The 20,983-nt window shown below is 58.0% G+C and carries 18 protein-coding genes; 8 read left to right on the top strand and 10 right to left on the bottom strand.

The features are described 5' to 3' along the window. Positions 1 to 63: 63 nt before the first annotated feature. Complete coding sequence (locus FJ423_RS10345; RefSeq protein WP_140841371.1) at positions 64 to 1,506, bottom strand: hypothetical protein; 1,443 nt, start codon at positions 1,504 to 1,506, stop codon at positions 64 to 66. A 501-nt stretch (positions 1,507 to 2,007) separates the two neighbouring features. Between FJ423_RS10345 and FJ423_RS10340 the strand changes: the two genes are divergently transcribed. From FJ423_RS10340 to FJ423_RS10330, 3 genes are all read left to right on the top strand, one after another. Beyond that, positions 2,008 to 2,226: a hypothetical protein gene (locus FJ423_RS10340; protein WP_140841369.1), complete on the top strand. Its 219-nt coding sequence runs from the start codon at positions 2,008 to 2,010 to the stop codon at positions 2,224 to 2,226. A 617-nt stretch (positions 2,227 to 2,843) separates the two neighbouring features. Beyond that, positions 2,844 to 3,602 carry a response regulator transcription factor gene (locus FJ423_RS10335; RefSeq protein WP_140841367.1) on the top strand — a complete coding sequence of 253 codons (759 nt, stop codon included), beginning with the start codon at positions 2,844 to 2,846 and terminating at the stop codon, positions 3,600 to 3,602. A gap of 228 nt (positions 3,603 to 3,830) precedes the next feature. Further along, on the top strand, positions 3,831 to 5,189 hold the full coding sequence (locus FJ423_RS10330; protein WP_140841365.1) for a glutamate-1-semialdehyde 2,1-aminomutase: 1,359 nt from the start codon (positions 3,831 to 3,833) through the stop codon (positions 5,187 to 5,189). Between the two features lie 172 nt (positions 5,190 to 5,361). Here the strand turns inward: FJ423_RS10330 and FJ423_RS10325 are convergent, their stop codons facing one another. The 3 genes from FJ423_RS10325 to FJ423_RS10315 are packed head-to-tail and all read right to left on the bottom strand — an operon-like array spanning position 5,362 to position 8,119. Next, positions 5,362 to 6,015 carry a PIG-L deacetylase family protein gene (locus FJ423_RS10325; protein ID WP_140841363.1) on the bottom strand — a complete coding sequence of 218 codons (654 nt, stop codon included), beginning with the start codon at positions 6,013 to 6,015 and terminating at the stop codon, positions 5,362 to 5,364. Further along, entirely contained in the window at positions 6,012 to 6,827 is an 816-nt protein-coding gene (locus tag FJ423_RS10320; RefSeq protein WP_140841361.1) for a sugar phosphate nucleotidyltransferase, read from the bottom strand. Before FJ423_RS10320 ends, FJ423_RS10325 begins: the two co-directional genes overlap by 4 nt. Continuing rightward, positions 6,824 to 8,119: a class I SAM-dependent methyltransferase gene (locus tag FJ423_RS10315; protein WP_140841359.1), complete on the bottom strand. Its 1,296-nt coding sequence runs from the start codon at positions 8,117 to 8,119 to the stop codon at positions 6,824 to 6,826. The genes FJ423_RS10320 and FJ423_RS10315 overlap by 4 nt, the downstream gene beginning before the upstream one ends. Before the next feature lie 330 nt (positions 8,120 to 8,449). On the opposite strand from FJ423_RS10315, the gene rfbC reads away from it, so the two are divergent. Further along, positions 8,450 to 8,998, top strand: coding sequence for a dTDP-4-dehydrorhamnose 3,5-epimerase (rfbC, locus tag FJ423_RS10310; protein ID WP_140841357.1), 549 nt, complete (start codon positions 8,450 to 8,452; stop codon positions 8,996 to 8,998). Here the strand turns inward: rfbC and FJ423_RS10305 are convergent. The 4 genes from FJ423_RS10305 to FJ423_RS10290 form a co-directional block, all read right to left on the bottom strand. Further along, positions 8,993 to 10,312 carry a DUF4910 domain-containing protein gene (locus FJ423_RS10305; protein ID WP_140841355.1) on the bottom strand — a complete coding sequence of 440 codons (1,320 nt, stop codon included), beginning with the start codon at positions 10,310 to 10,312 and terminating at the stop codon, positions 8,993 to 8,995. The two genes, rfbC and FJ423_RS10305, sit on opposite strands and share 6 nt — an antisense overlap. 4 nt (positions 10,313 to 10,316) lie before the next feature. Then, on the bottom strand, positions 10,317 to 11,378 hold the full coding sequence (locus FJ423_RS10300; RefSeq protein WP_140841353.1) for an SDR family oxidoreductase: 1,062 nt from the start codon (positions 11,376 to 11,378) through the stop codon (positions 10,317 to 10,319). Between the two features lie 233 nt (positions 11,379 to 11,611). Further along, positions 11,612 to 13,042, bottom strand: coding sequence for a DUF4214 domain-containing protein (locus FJ423_RS10295; protein ID WP_140841488.1), 1,431 nt, complete (start codon positions 13,040 to 13,042; stop codon positions 11,612 to 11,614). Positions 13,043 to 13,299: 257 nt separating this feature from the next. Further along, positions 13,300 to 14,562, bottom strand: a complete 1,263-nt coding sequence (locus FJ423_RS10290; RefSeq protein WP_246680124.1) for a glycosyltransferase family 1 protein — start codon at positions 14,560 to 14,562, stop codon at positions 13,300 to 13,302. A gap of 189 nt (positions 14,563 to 14,751) precedes the next feature. Here FJ423_RS10290 and FJ423_RS10285 point away from each other — a divergent pair, with 189 nt between their 5' ends. Beyond that, a complete protein-coding gene (locus FJ423_RS10285; RefSeq protein ID WP_140841351.1) occupies positions 14,752 to 15,882 on the top strand; it encodes a glycosyltransferase family 1 protein in 1,131 nt (376 codons plus the stop codon). On the opposite strand, the gene FJ423_RS10280 is transcribed toward FJ423_RS10285, so the two are convergent. Next, the gene (locus FJ423_RS10280) at positions 15,875 to 17,059 is read right to left on the bottom strand and encodes a glycosyltransferase (RefSeq protein WP_246680136.1); all 1,185 of its coding nucleotides are present in this window, start codon (positions 17,057 to 17,059) and stop codon (positions 15,875 to 15,877) included. The two genes, FJ423_RS10285 and FJ423_RS10280, sit on opposite strands and share 8 nt — an antisense overlap. 294 nt (positions 17,060 to 17,353) lie before the next feature. Here FJ423_RS10280 and FJ423_RS10275 point away from each other — a divergent pair, with 294 nt between their 5' ends. The 3 genes from FJ423_RS10275 to FJ423_RS10265 all read left to right on the top strand — a co-directional run bounded on the left by FJ423_RS10275 (position 17,354) and on the right by FJ423_RS10265 (position 20,086). Beyond that, positions 17,354 to 18,226 (top strand): glycosyltransferase, encoded by an 873-nt coding sequence (locus tag FJ423_RS10275; RefSeq protein WP_140841347.1) that lies wholly within the window; start codon positions 17,354 to 17,356, stop codon positions 18,224 to 18,226. Between the two features lie 14 nt (positions 18,227 to 18,240). Then, the gene (locus FJ423_RS10270; RefSeq protein ID WP_140841345.1) at positions 18,241 to 19,554 is read left to right on the top strand and encodes a polysaccharide biosynthesis/export family protein; all 1,314 of its coding nucleotides are present in this window, start codon (positions 18,241 to 18,243) and stop codon (positions 19,552 to 19,554) included. A 121-nt stretch (positions 19,555 to 19,675) separates the two neighbouring features. Next, on the top strand, positions 19,676 to 20,086 hold the full coding sequence (locus tag FJ423_RS10265) for a hypothetical protein (RefSeq protein ID WP_140841343.1): 411 nt from the start codon (positions 19,676 to 19,678) through the stop codon (positions 20,084 to 20,086). 12 nt (positions 20,087 to 20,098) lie between these two features. On the opposite strand, the gene FJ423_RS10260 is transcribed toward FJ423_RS10265, so the two are convergent. Then, positions 20,099 to 20,896 carry a sugar transferase gene (locus FJ423_RS10260; RefSeq protein WP_348642887.1) on the bottom strand — a complete coding sequence of 266 codons (798 nt, stop codon included), beginning with the start codon at positions 20,894 to 20,896 and terminating at the stop codon, positions 20,099 to 20,101. Positions 20,897 to 20,983: the final 87 nt, after the last annotated feature.

Here is a 20,983-nt window from a genome sequence, read left to right as displayed (position 1 = left end):
CGTTGGCGCAACGACAGCCATCGAGCATCGGCGGCTAGACGTCGTCCAGCGCGTGCGGGCCGCCTAGGCGGCGTCGACAGCAGGCACAGGCTGTGCCGCCTGGTAACGACTGCCCGGGTCGAAGCCCGCCGCGGTGCGCAAGGCACCGACCCTCGTCGCGGAAACAACGGCGAGTGCGATAAAGAAGAGTATGCCAGGGTCAGCGCTGCCACCTGACACCGAGTTGGCAATGATGCCCGCGAAAGAGGCATTCCTGATGCTCGCAACGACGGCATCTGTTTCAGGCGCCACCCACTGCCGCACCCCGCTCAACCCCCTGGCTAGGGTAACGAGCAGCATCGCCATCATCAGCGACCCGAAGAAGCCAAGCTGGGACAGAACCGCAATCGGCCAGCTCGATGCCCTCGAGCTGCCGAAGCCAACCCCAAGTCCGGTGGTGTCGATGAAGGACTGCAGGCTCTTGAAGTTCCAATAGGCGCGCTCGTGTCCCGAGGCGGAATCGGCTTTGTTGATGATGGTACTGCTGAAAAGCCTGACGAAAGGGTCCAGGGCGTCGGCGCGATATAGACTAATGCCCATAACGGCGACAACGCCCACCACCATGAGGACCGCAATCAATATCTCCTCTCGCTCGACCTTTCCCCTAAGGACCGAAGCCGACATCGAGAGGGCGACCGGAATGCACAGCAACGTGAGGCCAACATAGGCGGTCGAAGACGTCGATAGAAAGGTCAGAAAAAGCAGAATAGCCGACAGGCATTGGGCTAGGCGTGACCTGGTCCATCTCCAATAGGTATAGGAGAATGCAAGGCAGGCCAGAGAGGCACCGGCGAACGAAGAGGCCTCGGAAAAAGGTCCCGTAATGCGCGCGAAACCCGCCTCATAGGCGTCACTAATGATCGCATAGTTGGCGGTTCTGATAGGGGCGAGCACATCGCCTACGCCTGCATTCTTGCCGACAAAATCGACCACTCCCATCCCGGCGTGCAAGCCGCACCACAAGAAAAATCCCCGCCGAATCTGGTCGATTCTGGAGGCATGCAAAAGCAGAGTGCAAAGCGCGATTGTGGTTAGCCCACCAAGAATGAAGTAGCCAGTCTGGGAAATATTGGCCGAAACCGGGGCTAGCGAAGCTTCGACCACTGTGCCGCGGATTTTCGATTGAACGAAGACGGCGGTCTGCCCCGCGAAAAATCTTGGAAACAGCCATGCTCCAATGATCGCGTAAACCATGAGGCTTGCGAGAATCCAGACTGGGCGGATGCTCCCGAACACGCTTCCAAGATCGAACCAGATGCGCCGCCTCGCGGCCACGGCCGCGACCAGCAGAACCTCGAATATTGTGTAGATCAGCGGAGATGACCCGCCCAAAAAGGTGAGGGTCACAACGGCTGTCGCTCCGAACGCCTGGGAAGCGACCAGTCCGACTATCAGCATCCCCCGGGAATAGTAAGCAATGGCCAGGATAGCCACGCACACCAGGAGACCCGGCAAAGACACCTGCATCGCTGATCGAGCCTCTCGCTCGGTTGGTCGCGCTGATATTGACGAAAGGCGCCACTCGCTGATGCATTTTTCGATATGCTCATATCTGCGACAAGAGAGCCAAACGGCGTAGTGCTACGTTCCGCATGAAGTTGCAGGTGCTTACTGAGCGACGGCAGATTCAACCACGCAGCACTCCACGTGACGGGGAGATGGGCAAGCTGGAATGCTCAAAGCATCTGACTGCGCCAAGAGTGGCACGCGAATTAGCATGGCCCAGCCATCCAGCTGCTTTGAGGTGTTGCTTTCGAATTCCGACCTACCTCTTCCTGCAAACGGCTAAGCCTTCGTTTGGCGAGCGCACACGAAAGAACGCCTCGACGGCGACAAATGTCATGGTTATACACAGCCTGCGGGCACGTTTCTGCTTTCAATCGTGAAATGTCATGTTAATTAAAAACCAGTGGAACTCTGGGCAACGGGTGGGTTCTCTTGAGTTCTGGCGTGAGGAGGATAGCTGGTATGACCACCCGCGTTGCGCATGACGCATTTGGCCCTAAGCAGGTGAGGCAACTCAAGGAAATTTACGAGCGGGCGCGGGCTGTCACCGCCCAGTACCCGGAGTCCCATGTTGCCAACAGAGCCGCCAAGAAGTTGATCGATGCTTTCGAAACCGGCACCCGCAGCGATGAAACGGGCGGGCGGTGGCTGAGCGAAACCGATCCCCAGGGAAACGCCTAACGTCCGAACGTCATTTCCATCGGTGTCTATCCGTCTGACGGCCATGCTGCAGAAGGTTTTCTGTGTATACTGGTGGCGCGCCTCACCGCGAAGCGATAGGGGAGCCACCAGGGCGGGCGGGTGACTCCCCTACCCTGTCTCGCTTTATCCGCAGACAGGCCGCGTAAGCCCGGGCAGACGCCGGCAAATCGATCTTCGTCTTCGGCCATCTATCTCGTCAACGAAGCCTTTGGGAGAAGGATGCGCGCGAGGGTTGCCGGTCGAGCTTCCGCCTATTGGTTGAGCATGACGGCTCTGAAGAAGCTAAGAACCGGACGCGCGACCCTGCCAATTGAACAGCCCCTGCAGGCTTCGCAATCGCGGGTTGCCAGCGAAACCTTGTTTAACGCTCTATAAAAAAAATACCAAAAAGTTAACTTGGATTAGCGCGAGCTTGTAAAGCATACTCAATCATTGGTGGCGTTGGGGAGAAAATGATGAAGTGCTCGGAGCGGGAGTAATCCTGCCCGGGTTTTGGGGATGAGTGGGCAGAAAACTTTCAACAAAATCTTCGAATTTGAGGGGGTTATGTCGGCCGCCGTGAGCGGTCTTACGCGGGAAAGGGTTGGGGTATTAGTATGGTTTCCACAATCGGACTGCATAATTTCGTTTCGACAAGTCAACCGGAAGGTCCGTCGAGCAGCACGGGGCGAGGCAACGAACAAGCAGACAGAGAATGCCTCCTCATTCTGGACGGAAGGGCTCTGGATCGAGAATGTCTCGCATCGGCTCTTGAAGACCATGATCTTGGCATGGCCGTCGCTGCCATGGGCACGATCGAAGAATGGCGGATGAAGAAGGCTGCATACCCGCCCTTATCAGCAATTCTATTCAATCTTGGCGGACGGAAAGTCACGGATCACAGCATAGCGGAGGAAGTCCGACTTATCTCGTCAGAGTTCAATTCAATACCAGTGATACTTCTTGCGGATACGGAAGACCTGGCGCAGATACTGACCGCTCTTGAATGCGGTGCGCGCGGATACATTCCGACCTCGGTTGGTATTGATGTTTGCGTCGAAGCGGTCAACCTTGCAGCGGCCGGCGGCATCTTCGTTCCGGCCAGCAGCGTGCTGTCTATGCGACATCTGATCGATTCAGGCAGCCGCGATACGCGTCCGTTGACGACTATGTTCACGCACCGGCAAGCTGAAGTGGCTCAGGCGCTTCGGCGTGGCAAGGCGAATAAGATCATAGCCTACGAACTGAACTTGCGCGAAAGCACTGTTAAGGTCCACATCCGAAACATCATGAAGAAACTGAAGGCGACCAACAGAACTGAGGTTGCTTACAAGGTTAATGATCTTTTCGGGGAAGCCGCTTCCGCGGAAGTATGATAACGGTTATCGAACGGCCCGCCCGGAATTCATCCCGGGCGGGCCGTTTTTGTTGGCCCTCGCCTGCAATTGGCTGTTCCGTCGCCGCTGGAAATGAGTTCTTGTCCATTCATAAAAAGCCGGCATGCCCCTCCGGCATCCACCATAAGTGCTAAATGGGCAGCCTTTTGGTGATCGCGAAATTCTGACCCAGACATGTAGGCTTTCCGCGTGGCTGGAGTGTCATAGATGTCTGAGCAGGGCCTTCGTTTTCGCAAATCGGTTCGTTTGCAGGATCGCGCGCGCCAACTGATCCCGGGCGGCTGCCATACCTATGCGAAGGGCGACGACCAGTATCCCATTCTCGCGCCAGGGTTCATCGAGCGAGGTCTTGGGTGCCACGTCTGGGACGTCGACGGCAATGAATACATCGAATATGGCATGGGCAACCGTTCTGTGGGGTTGGGACATGCCTTCCCGACCGTTCTGAGAGCAGTTGAGACAGCGCTGTGCGGCGGCTCCAATTTCACGCGGCCGGCAAGGATCGAAGTCGACTGCGCCGAGACGTTTCTGGAGCTGACCGGGACGCAGATGGTAAAGTTCTGCAAGGATGGCTCGGATGCGACCTCTGGCGCCGTGCGCCTTGCTCGCGCCTATACGGAGCGAGACCTGGTCGCCTGCTGCGCCGACCATCCATTCTTTTCGACCGATGATTGGTTCATCGGAACAACACCGATGAATGCAGGCATTCCGGAAGCGGTTCGAAACCTCACCGTCACCTTCCGCTACAATGATATCACCAGTGTAAAGGATCTGTTCGATAGATACCCGGGGAAATTGGCAGCCTTGATCCTCGAGCCATCCCGCGGAGATGATCCCGCAGACGGGTTCCTGCATAAAGTCCAGCGCCTTTGCCGGGAGAATGGCGCGCTGCTTATTCTCGACGAGATGATTACTGGATTCCGGTGGCACGCAGCCGGAGCTCAGAAACTCTATGGCATCGAACCCGACTTGACCACGTTCGGCAAAGCGCTTGGCAATGGCTTTTCGGTTTCTGCTCTGGCAGGCAAGCGCGAATACATGCGGCTTGGTGGTTTGGAGCATACGGACCGGCCGAGGGTATTCCTATTGTCAACCACGCACGGTGCGGAGACCCATGCGCTTGCGGCCGCCATCGCGACAATGCGAACTTACCAGACCGAGCCCGTCATAGAGCATCTGCATCTTCAAGGCTCAAAGCTTAAAGACGGGATCACGGAGGTTGCCAGACGCCATGGCGTGGATGGTCACTTCAAGGTCGTCGGCCGCCCCTGCTGCCTGGCATTTGCCACGCTCGACCCCCAGGGCAAGCCATCGCAGGCATATCGCTCGCTGTTCCTTCAGGAGATGATCAAACGTGGGGTACTGATGCCGTCACTGGTCGTCAGCTATACTCACGACAACGCGGCGATCATGAAGACCGTCGAGGCGGTTGACGGCGCATTGGCGGTGTATGCGCAAGCCCTGGAATCGGGGACAGACCGGTTTTTGGTCGGGCGCCCGTCCCAGGTGGTCTTCCGTCGATTTAACGAAGGGAACGACGTGCGGATTTCTGCAGCGGCGAGCTAACGAGTGCCACGAGTGCGCCACGATTTGGGCGAACGACACGCAGCATAAACAAAGGGCTTCAAACGCGCCTGATTCCGTTTCGACCGGACCCCGTTACGCCGTAATGTACAGCCTCGCCTTCGCGGCAGCTGGCCTGGGCCGCTACCCACCTCACTGATAGGAGCCGTGACGGCTAAAGAATTTTGGCTTTTCTGACCGTGAATGCCTCGGCGAAATGCTCGGGAGCGCGGCATTCCATTCCGCGCAATCTGGCAAGCCCAACAAAGGTGTCGCGGTCGAACCAGTCCTTCGAGCGCTGGGTCCCGAAGTGCTGATGGAGAAGCTCTATTTTGCGTTCAAGCACGTCTGCCGCAAGGGGAACGTATGCATTCGGCTGGCCAAGGTCGCCATCCCACTTCGGGATCTCGTATTCGAGCACGAGATGGTCGCGAAAGACATTCCAGGTCAGTTGATTGATTTCCCGATGGTCCTGGTGGGCATCGAACCTGGCATGCGTGAGCACGACGTCTGGATCGATCCTTGACCTCACATCGATCAACCAATGTTTTATCGAACGGCTGTGAGCTGGGAAGTAGCTGTCTTCAAAATCCGCTACGTCGACCTTGTACGAGCTCGATCCATCAAGAAAAGCCTCGGCCGATGCCCTGGCTTCGTCCGATCGCTGACGGCCTCCACTCAGCACGCACCAATGGACGTGTAATTTCACGCCTGTAGCGATCAGGGTGAGTATCGTGCCGCCGGCGCCTATCTCGATGTCGTCCGAATGGGCTCCCAGGCAAAGGATTGAGAGCTCCTCCCCTCTCCGCGCGAGGCCAAGCCCCTTCATGATGCAGCCATCACCGTGCTGCGTTTGATCCTCTCGGAAGCGATCTTGCGATTCCAGGGCATATCGCCTTTTTCGACCATGTCTTCGAGCGATTGCCAATCGCGCAAAGTATCCATCGAGCGCCAGAACCCTTCGTGCTTGTAAGCCATCAGCATGTTGTCGTCGATCAATCGCTTAAACGGCTCCAGCACGAGTTCCTCACCGTCGCGCATGTAGTCGAAGATCTCCGGCCGGAACACGAAGTACCCACCATTGATCCATATCTCAGACGTCTCAGTCGTGCGGAACTCGCGCACACGGCCATCCTCGGCAATATCGGCCAGATGATATGTCAACGGTGCCCGCACGGCGAGGAAGCAGCCGATTTTGCCGCTTGCCTCGAATTTCGCGATCATATCGTCGAGGTCGACATTGGTCAGGCCGTCAGAGTAGTTGGCCAGGAACATGTTCTCATTGTGGACATGTTCCTTGGCGGCCCAGAGGCGCTCTCCAATGTTGCGCCAGATGCCAGTGTCGAGCAGAGTGATGCTCCAGTCCTTTGGAGTGCCGCCAAGCAGCTTGACGTCCTGGCCGCCATGCGTGACCACGCAATCAGAAAAGGTCTGCGGTCTGGTGTTCAGGAAGAAATCCTTGATGACGTTGGCCTTGTAGCCGAGACAAAGGACGAATTCGTCATGTCCGTATTCGCTGTACCACTGCATCACGTGGCGCAGGATCGGCTGATGGCCAAGTGGTATCATCGGTTTCGGTATGCTGTCGGAATAGTCACGTATGCGCGTGCCGCGGCCACCACAGAAGAGCACGACTTTCATCTCGGCAACTCCGATGGATCGATAACTGTCACGAAAGGAATTGGCACTACGAATTTCGCGCCCCAGCCGGCAACGTGATGCATTTGCTTGATGATCTCATCCTTCAAGTTCCATGGAAGGATCAAGATGTAGTCCGGCTTTGCATGATCGATCGCCTCGATGGGTTTGATCGGGATGTGCATGCCTGGCGTGAAGCGACCGTGCTTGTAGGGATTCCTGTCGACCGTGAAGTCAAGGAAATCGGGGCCGATTGCGCAGTAGTTGAGTAGTGTGTTGCCTTTGCCAGGCGCGCCGTAACCGCAAATCTTCTTGCCTTCGTTCTTGGCCGAGATGAGGAAGGCCAGGAGGTCCCGTTTCGCGCGCTGTGCCTTTTCGCCGAAAGATCCGTAGGTCGCCATTTCGGTCAGCCCATGCCGCTTTTCGCGATCGAGGATTTGGCCAACGCGGTCATCGACGGTCCAAGCGCTGTCCTGGTTGGCGAGATAGACCCGAAGCGAGCCGCCATGTGTAGGCAGTTCCTCGACGTCGATCAGTCGCAGTCCGTGTCGGGTAGCCATCAGATCGATGGTCAGCAATGAGAAGTATGAAAAATGCTCATGATAGATGGTGTCGAATTGGTTTTCGGCCATCAATCGCTCAATGTGCGGGAACTCGAGGGTGACAACACCTTCCGGCTTGAGAAGGATCTTCATTCCGGCGACAAAGTCATTGAGGTCCGGTACCTGGGCCAGAACGTTGTTGCCGATGATGAGGTCGGCGCGCAGGCCTTCGGCCACCATCTGGCGGGCCAAGCGAGCCCCGAAGAAATCAACCCTGGTTGGCACACCCTTTTCAAGCGCGGCGCGTGCAACATTGGCGGCCGGCTCGACACCAAGAACAGGGACGCCGATCGGCAGGAAATGCTGGAGCAGATAGCCGTCGTTGCTGGCGAGCTCTACCGCCAGGCTGTCGGAGCCAAGGCCAAGGCGTTTTGTGATCGCCTCGCAATAGGCTTTCGCATGGGCCACCCAGCTTGTTGAGAATGACGAAAAATATGCATATTCGCTGAAGATGGTCTCAGGGCTCATGTACTCCTTGAGCTGCGCCAGATAGCAGGTGTCGCAAACCAGGACGTTCAAGGGATAGTACGGTTCCATCTGGTCCAGCTGGTCAGCCCGCAGGAAGCTCTCGCAGGGCGGCGACATGCCGAGATCGACCAGCGTGTGCCGCAAGCGCGATGCGCAAAACCTGCAGCCGACATTTCGGCGCACGGCGTTGTGATCGCGGACGACTTCGACGGCCTGAATGTTCATTACCTGCTCCTTGTCCGCCTGTCCGGAAAAAACGGAGACGCGGTGGGTCTGACTATGAACCTGCTGCCCCGCCGCGCCTCACCGAGAATGTACCGAAAGGCTAAGGCGGTGCGCTTTCGAGTTCGATTTGCCAATGTGTCGGCTGCCTTAATCCTTAAAGGGCAAGCGGGTGATGCAATGGCGCCATCACGCAAGCCGAACGGGTAGGATCGCGTATCCGGTATACCGCTATCGACGAGGCCACCTAAGGCTTAGGTAGCTCTTTCAGCCATTGCTTGGGATGCCAAGAATTCACGTCAGTTCTTGCCCACCAAAAGGGGGTGGTGCGACATGCAGTTTACCGAGACGGTATTGAAAGGTGTCTGGTTGATCGAGCCGACACCCGTAGTCGACGACCGTGGATCGTTTACTCGCCTGTTTTGCGAAAAGGAGATGGCCGATTGCGGATTGGCGACCCGCTTTGTCCAACACAGTCGGGCGCATTCGGTCAAAAGAGGAACGCTGCGGGGGTTACATTTTCAGGAAGACCCCTATGCCGAGGTAAAACTCGTCTCCTGTGTCCGCGGCGCAATTTTCGATGTCGTGGTGGACATGCGCGCGAACTCGCCGACTCGTCACCAGTGGTTGGGCTTCGAGCTGACGCCCGCAAACATGAGGCAGGTGTATATTCCCGCCGGATTCGCGCATGGGCTCCAGACGCTTACCGATGATACCGAGGTCTCGTATCTGATATCGCAGTTCTACACGCCGCATGCATCGACGGGCGTTCGCTACAACGATCCAGCTTTTTCAGTAAACTGGCCCTTGATGCCGACAGCGATGTCGGAAAGGGACATGACGTGGCCGCTGATCAAGCGCACCGCCGGCGAGGTCTTATAGGCTCCCGGCCAAGAGCCCATGCTCCGACAGCAATCTCGCGGCGGCTGCCAACTCCTTGAAAGGCAGGCCTGAGCGCTCGGCCATCGACAAGAGCGAGTGCTGCCCGTCGGCGAGGTTGAGCACCCAGAGCAGGGACATCGAGGTTATGCCGAACGACTTGTACCCTCCCAGGGCGGCGTAAAGGCCGCGCCGGCCGAGCTGTGGTTCGCCCTTGGGGCAAAGATTCAACGGCGTCCAGTCCTCCTCGACGACGTCGATCACGTCATTGAGGATACGAAACGAACTCTCCAAGCAATCCGGTTTTATGAAATCAAGGTTGTCTGCGGACGTATGGTACTCAGGGAAAGTTCCGTGAACGCTCCGCTGGAACATGCCGACGGGAAGGTTGAAGCCCGGCGAGCAATATTGTCTCTCATCATAGCCGTAGGGGGAGAAATCGATCAATTTCGCACCGTCCTCGTGGCCGAGCACATTTGCCATGGCCCGGTCGATAAAGGCATCGCCTCGGCGACTGCGCTTGTATGCCGGGCATCCGGCGTCGCCCACGCATGACAGCACCAGACCATGGTCGATAAGGTGTACGCGATCCTCGTTGCGAGACAGCCATGTCAGCGCACCGATCGTGCCCGGGGCAAAAAGGAAGCGGTAGCTGTATTTTGTCGTCCTGGTCATGAGGGCCTTCGCGAGCGTCGCGAGCAGAGCGAGGCCCGAACAGTTATCGTTGGCAAGTGACGGATGGCATATGTGGGCCGAAAGAAGAAACTCCCGCTCCGTCTTTCCGCGGTGCAGGTATTCGCCGTAGGTCAAGCTGCCGTCCTTGAGCTCAGCGTCGATCTCCACCTGGTAAAGGCCGTCGGGCATCTCCATCAGACGATCGTGCGCCATGCAGAATCCCCATGCCGGGGCGTAGTAGCTGGTGCGGTAGGGAATCGCTTTCGGCTGGTCCGGCAAGGTATGGATATGCGGCCTCAACTCGCTGAGCGGCAGGATACCTTTGAAGGGTACGCTGTAGTTGACAACGTGCAGGTTGGAGTCGGCGAAGTCCACGACCGTCCGCCCGTCGGCGGCAGTGATCCTGGCTGACTGGATGTTCCACTCCTTCGGAACAGTCCAGTCGAATACCTGTGTGCCGGTCGGGACCTCGTGTCGTTGCAAATTAACGTGCCCGGACAGGACATCTAAAGTCTGTCGAACACCATCCCCCGTGATGCTTCTGCAAATCGGAAAAAGACGTTCGGCCAGGTCATAGACTTCCTGGCCGATGCTGGCGTCCAGGGGCGTTGAGTCTGTCCCGGCAGCATCCACATGTTCCATTGCACTAGCCGGCCGTAAACTCCAGTGTCCTTGCGGCTTCCGCAACGCGCATACGCTGGTCCAGAAGCCCGTTCGCCAACAGATACTTGATGTGGCCGATACGCTGGAAGCGCGGACCTTCGAACTCCTCCAGTGTAACATTCGATTGCTGATACGCCCGGTGGAGCTGTTCGGCGCCTTTGCGGGCGTCCCATTCCGGCTTGAAGCTCGGAAGGACGCGCGCGATTTTCTCGAAGCTTACGCGATAGGAACGTTTGTCAGGCCCGGCATCCGACGCGAACTCCAGGCGGCAGCCAGGCACCACGTCGGCGACGATCTCGGCTATGTCGCGGATCTTATAATTGTGATCCGTCTGCCCGACGTTGAAGGCCTCGTTGTGGACTGCATCCCGCGGGGCTCCGAGGCCGGCGATAAACGCCCGGGAAATATCCTCGATATGAACGATCGGCCGCCATGGCGTCCCATCGGACTTGAGCAGGATCACGCCTTTGGTCACCGCCCAGGCGACGAGATTGTTCAACACGATGTCAAAGCGAAGCCGGGGTGACAGGCCGTAGGCCGTGGCAGGCCGGAAATAGACCGGTGAGAAGGTGTTGTCAGCCAGTTCGGAAATATCCCGTTCCGAAAGTACCTTTGACCAGCCATATGGTGTGACCGGGTTGAGTTCTCCCGTCTCATCCACCATGTCATCGCCCGCCTGTCCGTAGTTGCTGCATGACGAGGCGAAGAGAAAGCGTGACACGCCGGCCTCCTTGGCCGCCTTGGCGAAACGAACGCTGCCCTTGTGGTTGATTTCGTAAGTGATGTCCGGATCGAGATTGGAAAGTGGATCATTCGACAGAGCAGCCAGATGGATGACGGCGTCGAAGCCCTCGAGGTCGCGCGGCTGCACGTCCCTCACGTCCTTTTGGATCGACGGAACGGACGCCCGCTGCCCTCCCGCGACAAAGGTGCAGCGCCGGTAGAGATCGCTGTCGTAGCCGGTCACCGAATGGCCAGCGCGAAGCAGCATCGGCACCATCACCGAACCGATATAGCCTTGATGGCCGGTTACCATGACTTTCATCGTGCACCTCTCAAAGCGGATTGAATTGCCCCAACGCTACTTGGGCGGAAAGGGCTGGGCGAGAACGCCAATAGACGGTCTCAATGCCCTCTTGGGCGAGGCGTAATCGTCGGCTACCCCTTTCGTGGAGGTCCAGGCTAGGCCTTTCGGACACGACCTGCTGGCGACGGTCACGGGCTTCCCAAGTTAGACCTGTGACAATGCTACCTGACACAACCGGCGCTATGCCTTGCTCAGCCGGGCGCCGGCTCACCCGAGGCGTCGCGCATGGCTCCATGCCGGGATTTGAACTCGCTCGAACTGACGATACCCAAGGCGATGGTGTCGCGCGTCATTGACCCTCCACGCAACTGGCGGGCATAGGTCTCCATCCCGTAACTGTCCGCAGGCCGATCCAACAACAGCATGTAAAGGAACGCGATATAGGCACGGTCCGTCAGGCCGATTGTGGCATACTTGGCCTCGAATTCTTCGGAGCGGATCATTTCCATGACCACATCGATCAGCCTGGCGTCTCCGTTCTCGAGCGCTGTCGACCAACGACCCAAGCCAGCGGTATCGCCGTCATGGCCAAGGACGAGGCAATAGGCAAAACTTGCCTGACGGACATAGCTGAATCCATCGGCAAACTTGGCGTCGGGATCGCACTCCCGATTCGGCCTGGGCACCGGCTGCGGCCCCCGGGTTATGTCACGAACCGCCTTGTAGGCAGGTTTCGGTTCACCCGTTATCCATTTGCCGTTGTTGCTTGCGGTAAGTCTAACCAACCCCATATTGGCTTCGAAACTCGGAGCCCAATAGGCCTCATCCAGCAGCTCGTAGATGTGCGCTGCTTCGACTTTGTATTTGTCCTGAAGTTCGCGGAGCCGCGTCATTGTTTGCCTGACGCCATCAGCCTGCTGCCGCTCGCTGCGCTGACTTCCGTAAGGATTGTTAAATTCGGTGACCCAGATCGGCTTGCCGTAGGAAGAAATCTCGCGGAAAGCCCATTCCGGATCCTCCCCGTACATGTGCCAGACCGAGATATCCCAGGCGATCCCATCCTGCTTCATCCGCGCGAAGGCGCCAGTATGGCCCCATCCAGCTGTCCCCATCGCCTTTCTGATGCTCGGGTCGACTGCCGTCATGCCATCGGACAGGCCTTTGAGGACCGCGCTCACCTTCATCCAGCGCGGACCGTAGTAGTCGAGCACTCCGGTTCCGCCCGCAGGCCCCCACCCGCATGGATATTGCGATCCGTCATCACGTTTCTCGCACGGCTTTATGATGGCATAGATCTCCATCTCGTTGCCGAGCTCCCAAACACGGATATCGTTCTTGAACCTGGTGCCAAGGGTGAGTGCCAGTTTCCGGGCATCACTATAGAGTTCTTCCGGTTTACTCTTATCCAAGTCTAGCCCGGGTGTGATCACGGGGAGGATTTCAATCCCTCTTGCCTTCCCAGCCTTTACGACTTCAGCAAGAGTATCCGCTTCGTCTTCGGCGGTGACGTTGACCCGATATGATTTGAGTCCGAGGTCCTTGATGAATTCGAGTTGTTTCCCGATCGGAATACCCGGGTAGGAAACTACAGGATGGCCGTTCACACCCCAGAGCAAATCTGCGGATGCGGGCGCCGCTGTTGTCAGCAAAAATGCCGCGGCGGCTGCGAGACGAAACGACATGGCCAATCATGCCTCCCTGCACGACTTTCAATATTGGGATAGTCGAAACTGCGAGAGGCGGAAGCAATTTGCCTATACGGGTATGGCAAGCTTCGCCTTACGTCTTTTGGAGGCCGTAACCTAGCCATCAGGCGGCATGACTATTTGATGACCGCTGCGATAATTTAGCACCCGGATGACTGGTGGGTGACTGCCAGGGAGGAATCGAACTGATGTACTTTGTACGTGCCGACTGGGTACCTGCGACTCGCGGTTGGTTACCCGCACAATTCCCCGAAGTCCGCATCGACCTGGATCATTAGTTCGAGATATTTCCATGCGATCCAGCGCCAGGAATAGCTGCTCGCCCGGGTAAGTCCCTTGCCGACCATTCGTTTGCGCAAATCCGCGTCAACGGCCAGTTGGCGAACGTTTTCAACCCATGACCAAATGTCGTCCGGATCCGCATAGAGTGCCGAATCTCCGCAGATTTCAGGCAGGCAGGGGGAAGTCGAGGCTACGACTGGGCAACCCGACGCCATCGCCTCGACGGCGGGCAGCCCAAAACCTTCGATCCGTGACGGAAACAGGAAGCAAAGGGCGCCTTCCAGCGCCTTTTTGAAGTCGTGATCGCTTATGCGCCCAAGAAGGACGATGTTCGCGGGCATGTCCTGGACATGCCGCAAGATCGTGGTCTCGTCGACATCGCCTGGCATCCAGAGGTCGAGACCCATCGCATCCAGAAACGGAGCAAGCTTAGCAAGGAGCCCCATGTTCTTGTATTCCTGGTCCCCCCGGCCGAGGCAAACGACATACGGCCTCCCCCGATTGACGACCAGGGACGATCGTGTGGCGTCCCACTTCCTCGCATGATCACTACCGTTGTAGGTAACAACAATGTTTTCCTCCCGTGCGATGCCGAACTCGACCAGATGACCGCGTGAGAGTTGCGAAACGGTGGTGATCCGTGCAGCCCGCCTGCCAAGCAGCGGCAGGATCAGGCGGTGCGCCCAACGGAACCCGCGCGCATAACTCGACGGCATCAGCCTTGTGTGCATGTCGTGGATACATGCAATGTGACGTCTCAGTACGACTGGTGCGAGGTTGCAAAAGCTCAGCAGTCCTCCAGGCACATGCCAGGGCAACTGCGCCTGCACCCAAAATTGCGGAAGTCGGGGCCTGTTGAACTCGGGAACGACGCGGACAGAGATACATTTCAGATGAAGAGGCTCGGCAAGCGGGCGGGGCACAACGAGATCGATTTCCAGGTCCCGACCGAGGGGATGCCCTTCTGAAATGAGGGCGTCGAGGGCTGACGTCACCTCAAAAGCGTAACGCGCTATTCCATTGCGCCGAAGCGTGGTGAAGTCCCCGTTTATCGTCCAGCGACGTCTTGGCGGCTCGAAATCCGACAATGTCCGATCGGGTCGACCAGGTAGTGAGCCTTCGGCAAACGATTGTACCGTCACTGCGGCAACGCTGCGTCCATTCAACTGCCTGGACCGGGCCGCCGGCATCGCGTCGAACTCAGATTTGCCCATCACCTTCCCCGCTTAACCGCACCGCAGCGAGACTAACACTGTCGTAAGCGCAACGGCCCTCAAACGTTTGAGGTAGTTCCAGCGCCTGCCCTCGCCTGGCTGGATGATCCTCGGCGCGACCGGATGACCCAACGGCCGTAGTGACCTCACGCGACCGCGGCTTCAAACTGCATACCGCAAGAGGGTCACATGGCACGGCGCTGGACGATCAATGGGCGTTTCCTTTCCCAACCGACGACAGGTGTTCAGCGCTACGCGCGCGAGATCGTCCGTTCACTGGATACTTTGATAGCGGAACGAGCGCCCCTCACCCGCGGGCTGGAACTCAGTCTTCACTGCCAGCCCGGCAGCTCGGAAATCCCGCTCAATTCCATTGACCGTCACGAGATCGGCAGCACGGGTGGGCATCTTTGGGAGCAGACCGAACTTGCCACTTCCCTCCACGGCAGCGGGCTGCTCAGCCTTTGCAACACCGGACCGCTTCTATACCGCAAACACATCGTCTGCATTCATGATGCGAACGTCTGGAACGCCCCGCAGAGCTATTCACTTGCCTTCAGGACGGCTTACAAAGCCCTGTTACCATGCCTCGGCAAGACGGCATGCAGTATTTCCACCGTCTCCAATTTCTCGCTGGGCGAACTGGTCCGCCGAGGCATCGTCCCGGGGCGAAAGGCCTTCGTTGCTGTGAACGGCCATGAACATGTCTTGCTGTGGAAGCCCGAACACTCGGCACCAACTCGGATGGCGGCCTCGCGGGATACTATTGTTATGATCGGCAGCGCCGCGCCTCACAAGAACATGGATCTCATTCTCGGCATGGCAGACCGTCTTGGCAAAGCTGGACTGAAGATCGCGGTGGTCGGCATGTCGGACTCGCATGTTTTCAAATCGCGATCGGTCAGGGCCGAGGCTCGGAACATCCATTGGCTTGGACGCATTTGCGACAGCGAGCTGGCTGCGTTGCTGATGGACTCGCTTTGCCTGGCCTTCCCGTCGCTGACGGAAGGCTTTGGTCTCCCGGTTGTCGAGGCGATGGCACTTGGCTGTCCGGTTGTGGTTTCCGAACGCGCCAGCCTGCCGGAGGTTTGCGGCAACGCAGCTCTTTATGCTGCCGCCGACAACCGCGATGCATGGTTCGACCGGTTCATCGCGCTGCGCAATTCCGAGGCCCTGCGGTTGCAGTTGACACGGAAGGGAAAAACCAGAGCCTCGGCTTATAGCTGGAAAGCAAGCGCCTTGCGCTACCTGCAGGCGATGGCCGTCGCTGACGGCATCGATACAGAAACCAACGTCGTCAGGATACGCGAACTCACATGACCCGGTGAAGTGCCTGGACGGCTCCTATCGATTCCAGCATGGCCCTGTCAAAATTCTCTTCCGAGAAACGTTGCGCATTCCTGGCGCAGGCTTGTGACGTGATGACGTGGCTGTTTTCTTCGAACCGTTTGACCGCCTCTTTGAGGTGCTCGACGGTCTGTGCCCTGAACAGCACCCCCGTCGGTTCGGAGGCTGCCCCCAGGCGTTGCGCGATATCGACCGCGCCGCCGCGACCGAACGCGATCAGCGGTGTCCCGCAGGCTTGCGCCTCGGCCAGCGCTATACCGAAGTCCTCGCAACCCGCAAAGACCATCGCCTTTGCCCGCGCAAGCGTGGCCACGTATTCCTTGCGAGGAAGGAACCCCGAAAATGTGACGTTCGGACCTGCCAGCGATCGCAGGCTGGCGGATTGCTGTCCTTCGCCGACTATGACCAGTCGTCGCGACGGCATTTCGTTGAACGCCTTTATCACCAGGTCGGTGCGCTTGTAGGGAGCGAGAAAGGAGGCCGAGACATAGTAATCGTCCTTATCCTCGACACAGGACAGTTCCCCTAACGAAACTGGCGGGAAAACAACCCGCGCGTCACGGCCATAGATGTGCTTGATTCGGGAACGGACATAGTTCGAATTCGCCAGCATCAAATCTGGACCATGAGCGGTTCTCGTATCCCACGTCCTTAGACGGTGCAGCATGTAACGGTAGAGCATTCCCTTCGGGCCGAAGCCGAGCTTGCCCTGCTGAAGATAGGAGAACTGCTCGTCCCAAGCATAGCGGACTGGACTGTGCACATAGCAGAGATGCGGTTGATCAGGTCTTGTGATCACGCCCCGCGAAAAGGCGGCCGAAGACGAGATTACCGCATCATAGCCGGTCACGTCGAACTGCTCGATCAGGAAGGGACAAAAGAAAAAGAGGGACCGGTAGAATTTATGTACCATCGGTATGCGGTTGGCTGCGGAGGTATGGAATTCCACATCGCGGAAGTACTGCTCCTTCACCTCGAGCGGGAGGAAATCGAAAAGTGTGAACACTTCAGCATTAGGAAACTGCTTGCAGATTTGCGCCAGAACCCGCTCGCCGCCCCGGAAGTTCGGGCACCAGTCATGAACGACCGCTATCCTGGCATATCTGTCGACATCGCTCGCCGGGGCAACCGGAAACTCCTCTATGGGCATTTCGACCTTAGCAGCGATGGCCAGGTCGGAAGAGCGTTCGTGGAGCATGGTTCTCCCCTTCCTCCTTGAGGGACCCAGTTTCCGTTTCGTCCAACGACTGCCGCAAGTTGTCCGATCGGTCACGGGGCGGTTCGGGCGAACGTCTGCCTACCGCTTATGGTTGTGAGGCGCTTGCGGAAATACTTAAAAAGCAGGAGGCCGGGTGTAGACCGAGTTCGGCGGGCCCACTTTTATGCAGGCTGTTTGAGCGCTCGCGTCGGCATAGGGTCAGAGGAAGCGACACCTGGATCAGAAATGAGACTTGCAGTGATCATCCCGACCCTCGGCCGCAGCGAGCAGGTTGCCCGCCTGCTGAGGCATTTGGGTGACCAGACAAGAGTTCCTGACGAGGTCATATTGTCGGCGCCCGACGTCACGCATGTGGAACTTCCGCAAAGCTGTCCCTTTCCAGTATCGACTGTATTCGGGCCCAAAGGGCTCGCGGCACAACGCAACAGCGCTCTTGCGCCCTCTCTAGAGCGCTTCGACATCATAACTTTCTTCGATGACGATTTCGTTCCGTCCGCCCGATATCTGGAGAAGGTCGAACAGGCTTTTATGGAAAATGACCGATGGGCGGTCGTGATGGGCAGGGTCGTCAGGGACGGGGCCACCAATGCCGGTCTTACCTGGGACGATGCGAACGCCGCGCTAAGGGATGCAGAAGGCCAAAAGCCGTTTCGACCGTCAGTGGTCGATCATATCGGCGCATACGGATGCAACATGTCGTTCCGCTCTTCGCTGGTTGGCGATTTGCGTTTCGACGAGCGTCTCGTCCTCTATGGCTGGCAGGAAGACATCGACTTCACCTGTCAAATGAGATCCAGAGGTCGCGTCGTATGCGTGACGTCAATCACGGGCGTTCATCTCGGGATCAAGGCGGGACGCGTCAGCGGAAAACGGTTCGGTTACTCCCAGGTCGTCAATGCGATCTACCTGGTAAGGAAGGGGACGGTTCCGGCCTCTTTTGCGCTTCCCCTAATGTTCAGGAATATAGCAGCCAATCTCGCAAAGAGCCTCTGGCCCGAACCGTATGTCGACCGAAGGGGCCGCCTCAGCGGCAACGCGCTTGCGATCCTGCACATCGCCATGGGTCGGATTGAACCCGAATATATCCTGAAGATCTAACGGCAGGAAAGACAATGCGGAAATGGCTTTCGACAGTGGCAGGGATTTCATTGACGACAATTGCTGCCAACGCCTTGCCGGCATCGGCGGCAGAGTACTTGCTTGGGCCGCAGGACAAGGTCAGGCTTAAAGTCTACGAATGGCGTGCATCTCGTGATGTGATCTTCGAGTGGACAGCTCTCAACGACAGTTTCGTCGTCGGTGCCGACGGCACGCTTTTCCTGCCATTTGTCGGGCAGATCCGCGCCGAGGGCACCGCCCCGGGGGACCTCGCTCGCGGCATAGGCGATCGGCTGATGCAGCGCATGGGTCTCGGCCGCCAGCCGGACGTGTCGGTGGAGATCGCCCAGTACAGGCCATTCTATATCGTCGGCAACGTCAAGCAGCCCGGCGAATTTCCTTACCGTCCGGGACTGACTGTGCTGCAGGCGCTCGGAATCGCCGGAGGGTTGCCGATACGCCAAGATGATATGTCTCGCCTTGAACGAGAGGTTATCTCGGGCCAAGGCGATGTTGGGCTGCTGGCTCTGAACAATGTCAGCCTGCTCGCGCGCAAGGCGCGGTTGCAGTCGGAGGTGGCCGGCAGTGACGAGATCGCTTTCCCCTCCGAACTGAAGGACAGGGCTTCGAACGAGACCGTTGCGCTCGCGATGGACCAGGAGCGCAAGATTTTCGCTATCCGCAAGGATGCGCTGTCAACCCAACTTCGTTCATTGCGCGAACTCAAGGAGTTCCTGCAACAGGAGCTTGCCTCGCTCGAGCAACAGCTGACCTTTCATGACAAGCAGATCGAGCTCATTCAAAAGGAACTGGCGGGTGTCTCGAATCTTGTGCAGAAAGGCCTCGCGGTTGCTCCGCGGGAACTCGCTCTGGAAGGAACGGTGGCCCAGATGCAGAGCGACAGATTGGCGGCCGAAACCTCGATGTTGCGTGTCAGGCAGGAGATGAGCAAGACCGACATCGAAATCCTCAACCTCAGCAACCAGCATTCCAGCGAAGTCGCCGAGAGCTTGCGCGAGACACAGCTGCAACTGAACGAGGTTAGCAACAAATCCGACACCGCCCTCCAGCTGCTGCACGAAACCCAGGTTACAGCTCCGGCCCTGCTGGCCCTCCGGCAACGCGCCGGACTGGCCAAGCCGATCTTAACGATCGTGCGGCCGAAGGAAGGTGGCACGGAAGAGCTTGCCGCCCAGGAGACAACCCTTGTCGAGCCGGGCGACACCGTGAAGGTTGAAATCCCGCTGCCGCAGTCGGGCTTGGATGGCTTGCCCGCGGCGGATGCAGGCATTCAGGCGGAAACAACCGCTGTCCGCAGCACCAACTGACCGGATCGGCATTGGCGCCAGCCGGGAGGCGCCGTATTCGCTTTAGATCGAGGAGCAGTGGAGTCGCCGCCGGTATCTGCAGCGATCACCGCATTTTGATGCCGCTGGCAATCATCAGGAAATGGCACGTCACGAGCCAATTCAATATTTTGGACAACCTCGCCATGCACTGCCGCTGGCACTTGCCTTGCATTCCTGGGCCGCATATCAGTGGGCGCACGCTGGGTTCTTGACCCCTAAGGAACTCCCTGCCGCGGTAAGCCAATTGGTTCTGCGGGTGCCACTGGAGATATCGGTGCTCACGAGCATATTGGCCGTATCGGTGGCAGGGGTTCTACTTGGATTGCGGTTCAAGGCACCCGCGCTGCTAGCGGCGACTGCCCTGCTTTCCGTTGGGAGATTTGCCTGGAATCGTCTGGAATTGCCAGGCCATGTGAGCGTGGGCGAATTCTTTATCCTCGTCTTTGTCCTGGCATGCGCCTATCTCGTGGGCCTGTCTCTATCGGCCTACCGGAATCGAAACGAAGGCTGACCAGTCGGCGTTTCAGGAAGCCCGGTCGACCCGCATGACCGCGACAATGGTCCTGAGCAAGATGACCACGTCGAGCCAGATCGACCAGTTCCGCACATACTGGCTGTCCAGTGCGACGCGGTTGTCGTAGTCCATACTGCTTCTTCCACTCACCTGCCAAAGCCCCGTGAGTCCCGGCCTCGTTCCGAGATACTCTGCTTGGTGGTCTCCGTAGCGCTTGAGTTCGTCCTGGACGATCGGCCTCGGGCCCACGCAGCTCATATCGCCGCGCAGAATGTTGATGAGCTGGGGAAGCTCATCGAGGCTGGACTTACGCAGCAGTCGCCCGAAGAACGTAACGCGGGGGTCATTCCTGATCTTGCGGGACTCCTCCCACTCTTTGCGGGCACGAGGATTGGCATGGAGATATGCTTTCAGAACTTCCTCTGAGTTGGCGACCATCGAGCGGAACTTGTAGCACTTGAACGGCTTTCCGCCGAAACCGACGCGGTCGTGCGAGAATATTGCCGGACCTCCAGCCGTAATCCTGATCAACAAACCAACTACAATCATGATGGGCGCGGCCAAAACGAGCGCCGTGGCCGCTATGATGAGATCCATGATCCGTTTCAGCAGACCTCCAACGGGAGGGTCTGTCGTTCCCGCTTCGAGAACATCCGACAGACCGTTCATCACCGTTCTAGCACCCGCAAAGTCTGGCGCGGAGACAACATGCAGGATCACAGCTCCGCTGTCGACAACCGCCGGCACGGTTGGCCGACCCCAGACCGGTACTCCCTGATGCGACTGCTTTTCGAAAGCGTTTGTCATGACACGGTCGCTATTTCTTGGTTGGTCCGCTTGGACACTCTTCCAAGGACGGCACCTGCCGGCAAGAAATGCAAAGGAAGTAGCGTG

It is taken from the genome of Mesorhizobium sp. B2-8-9, assembly GCF_006439475.1.
Classification (GTDB): domain Bacteria; phylum Pseudomonadota; class Alphaproteobacteria; order Rhizobiales; family Rhizobiaceae; genus Mesorhizobium.
This window is presented reverse-complemented; position numbering and strand designations above follow the sequence as displayed.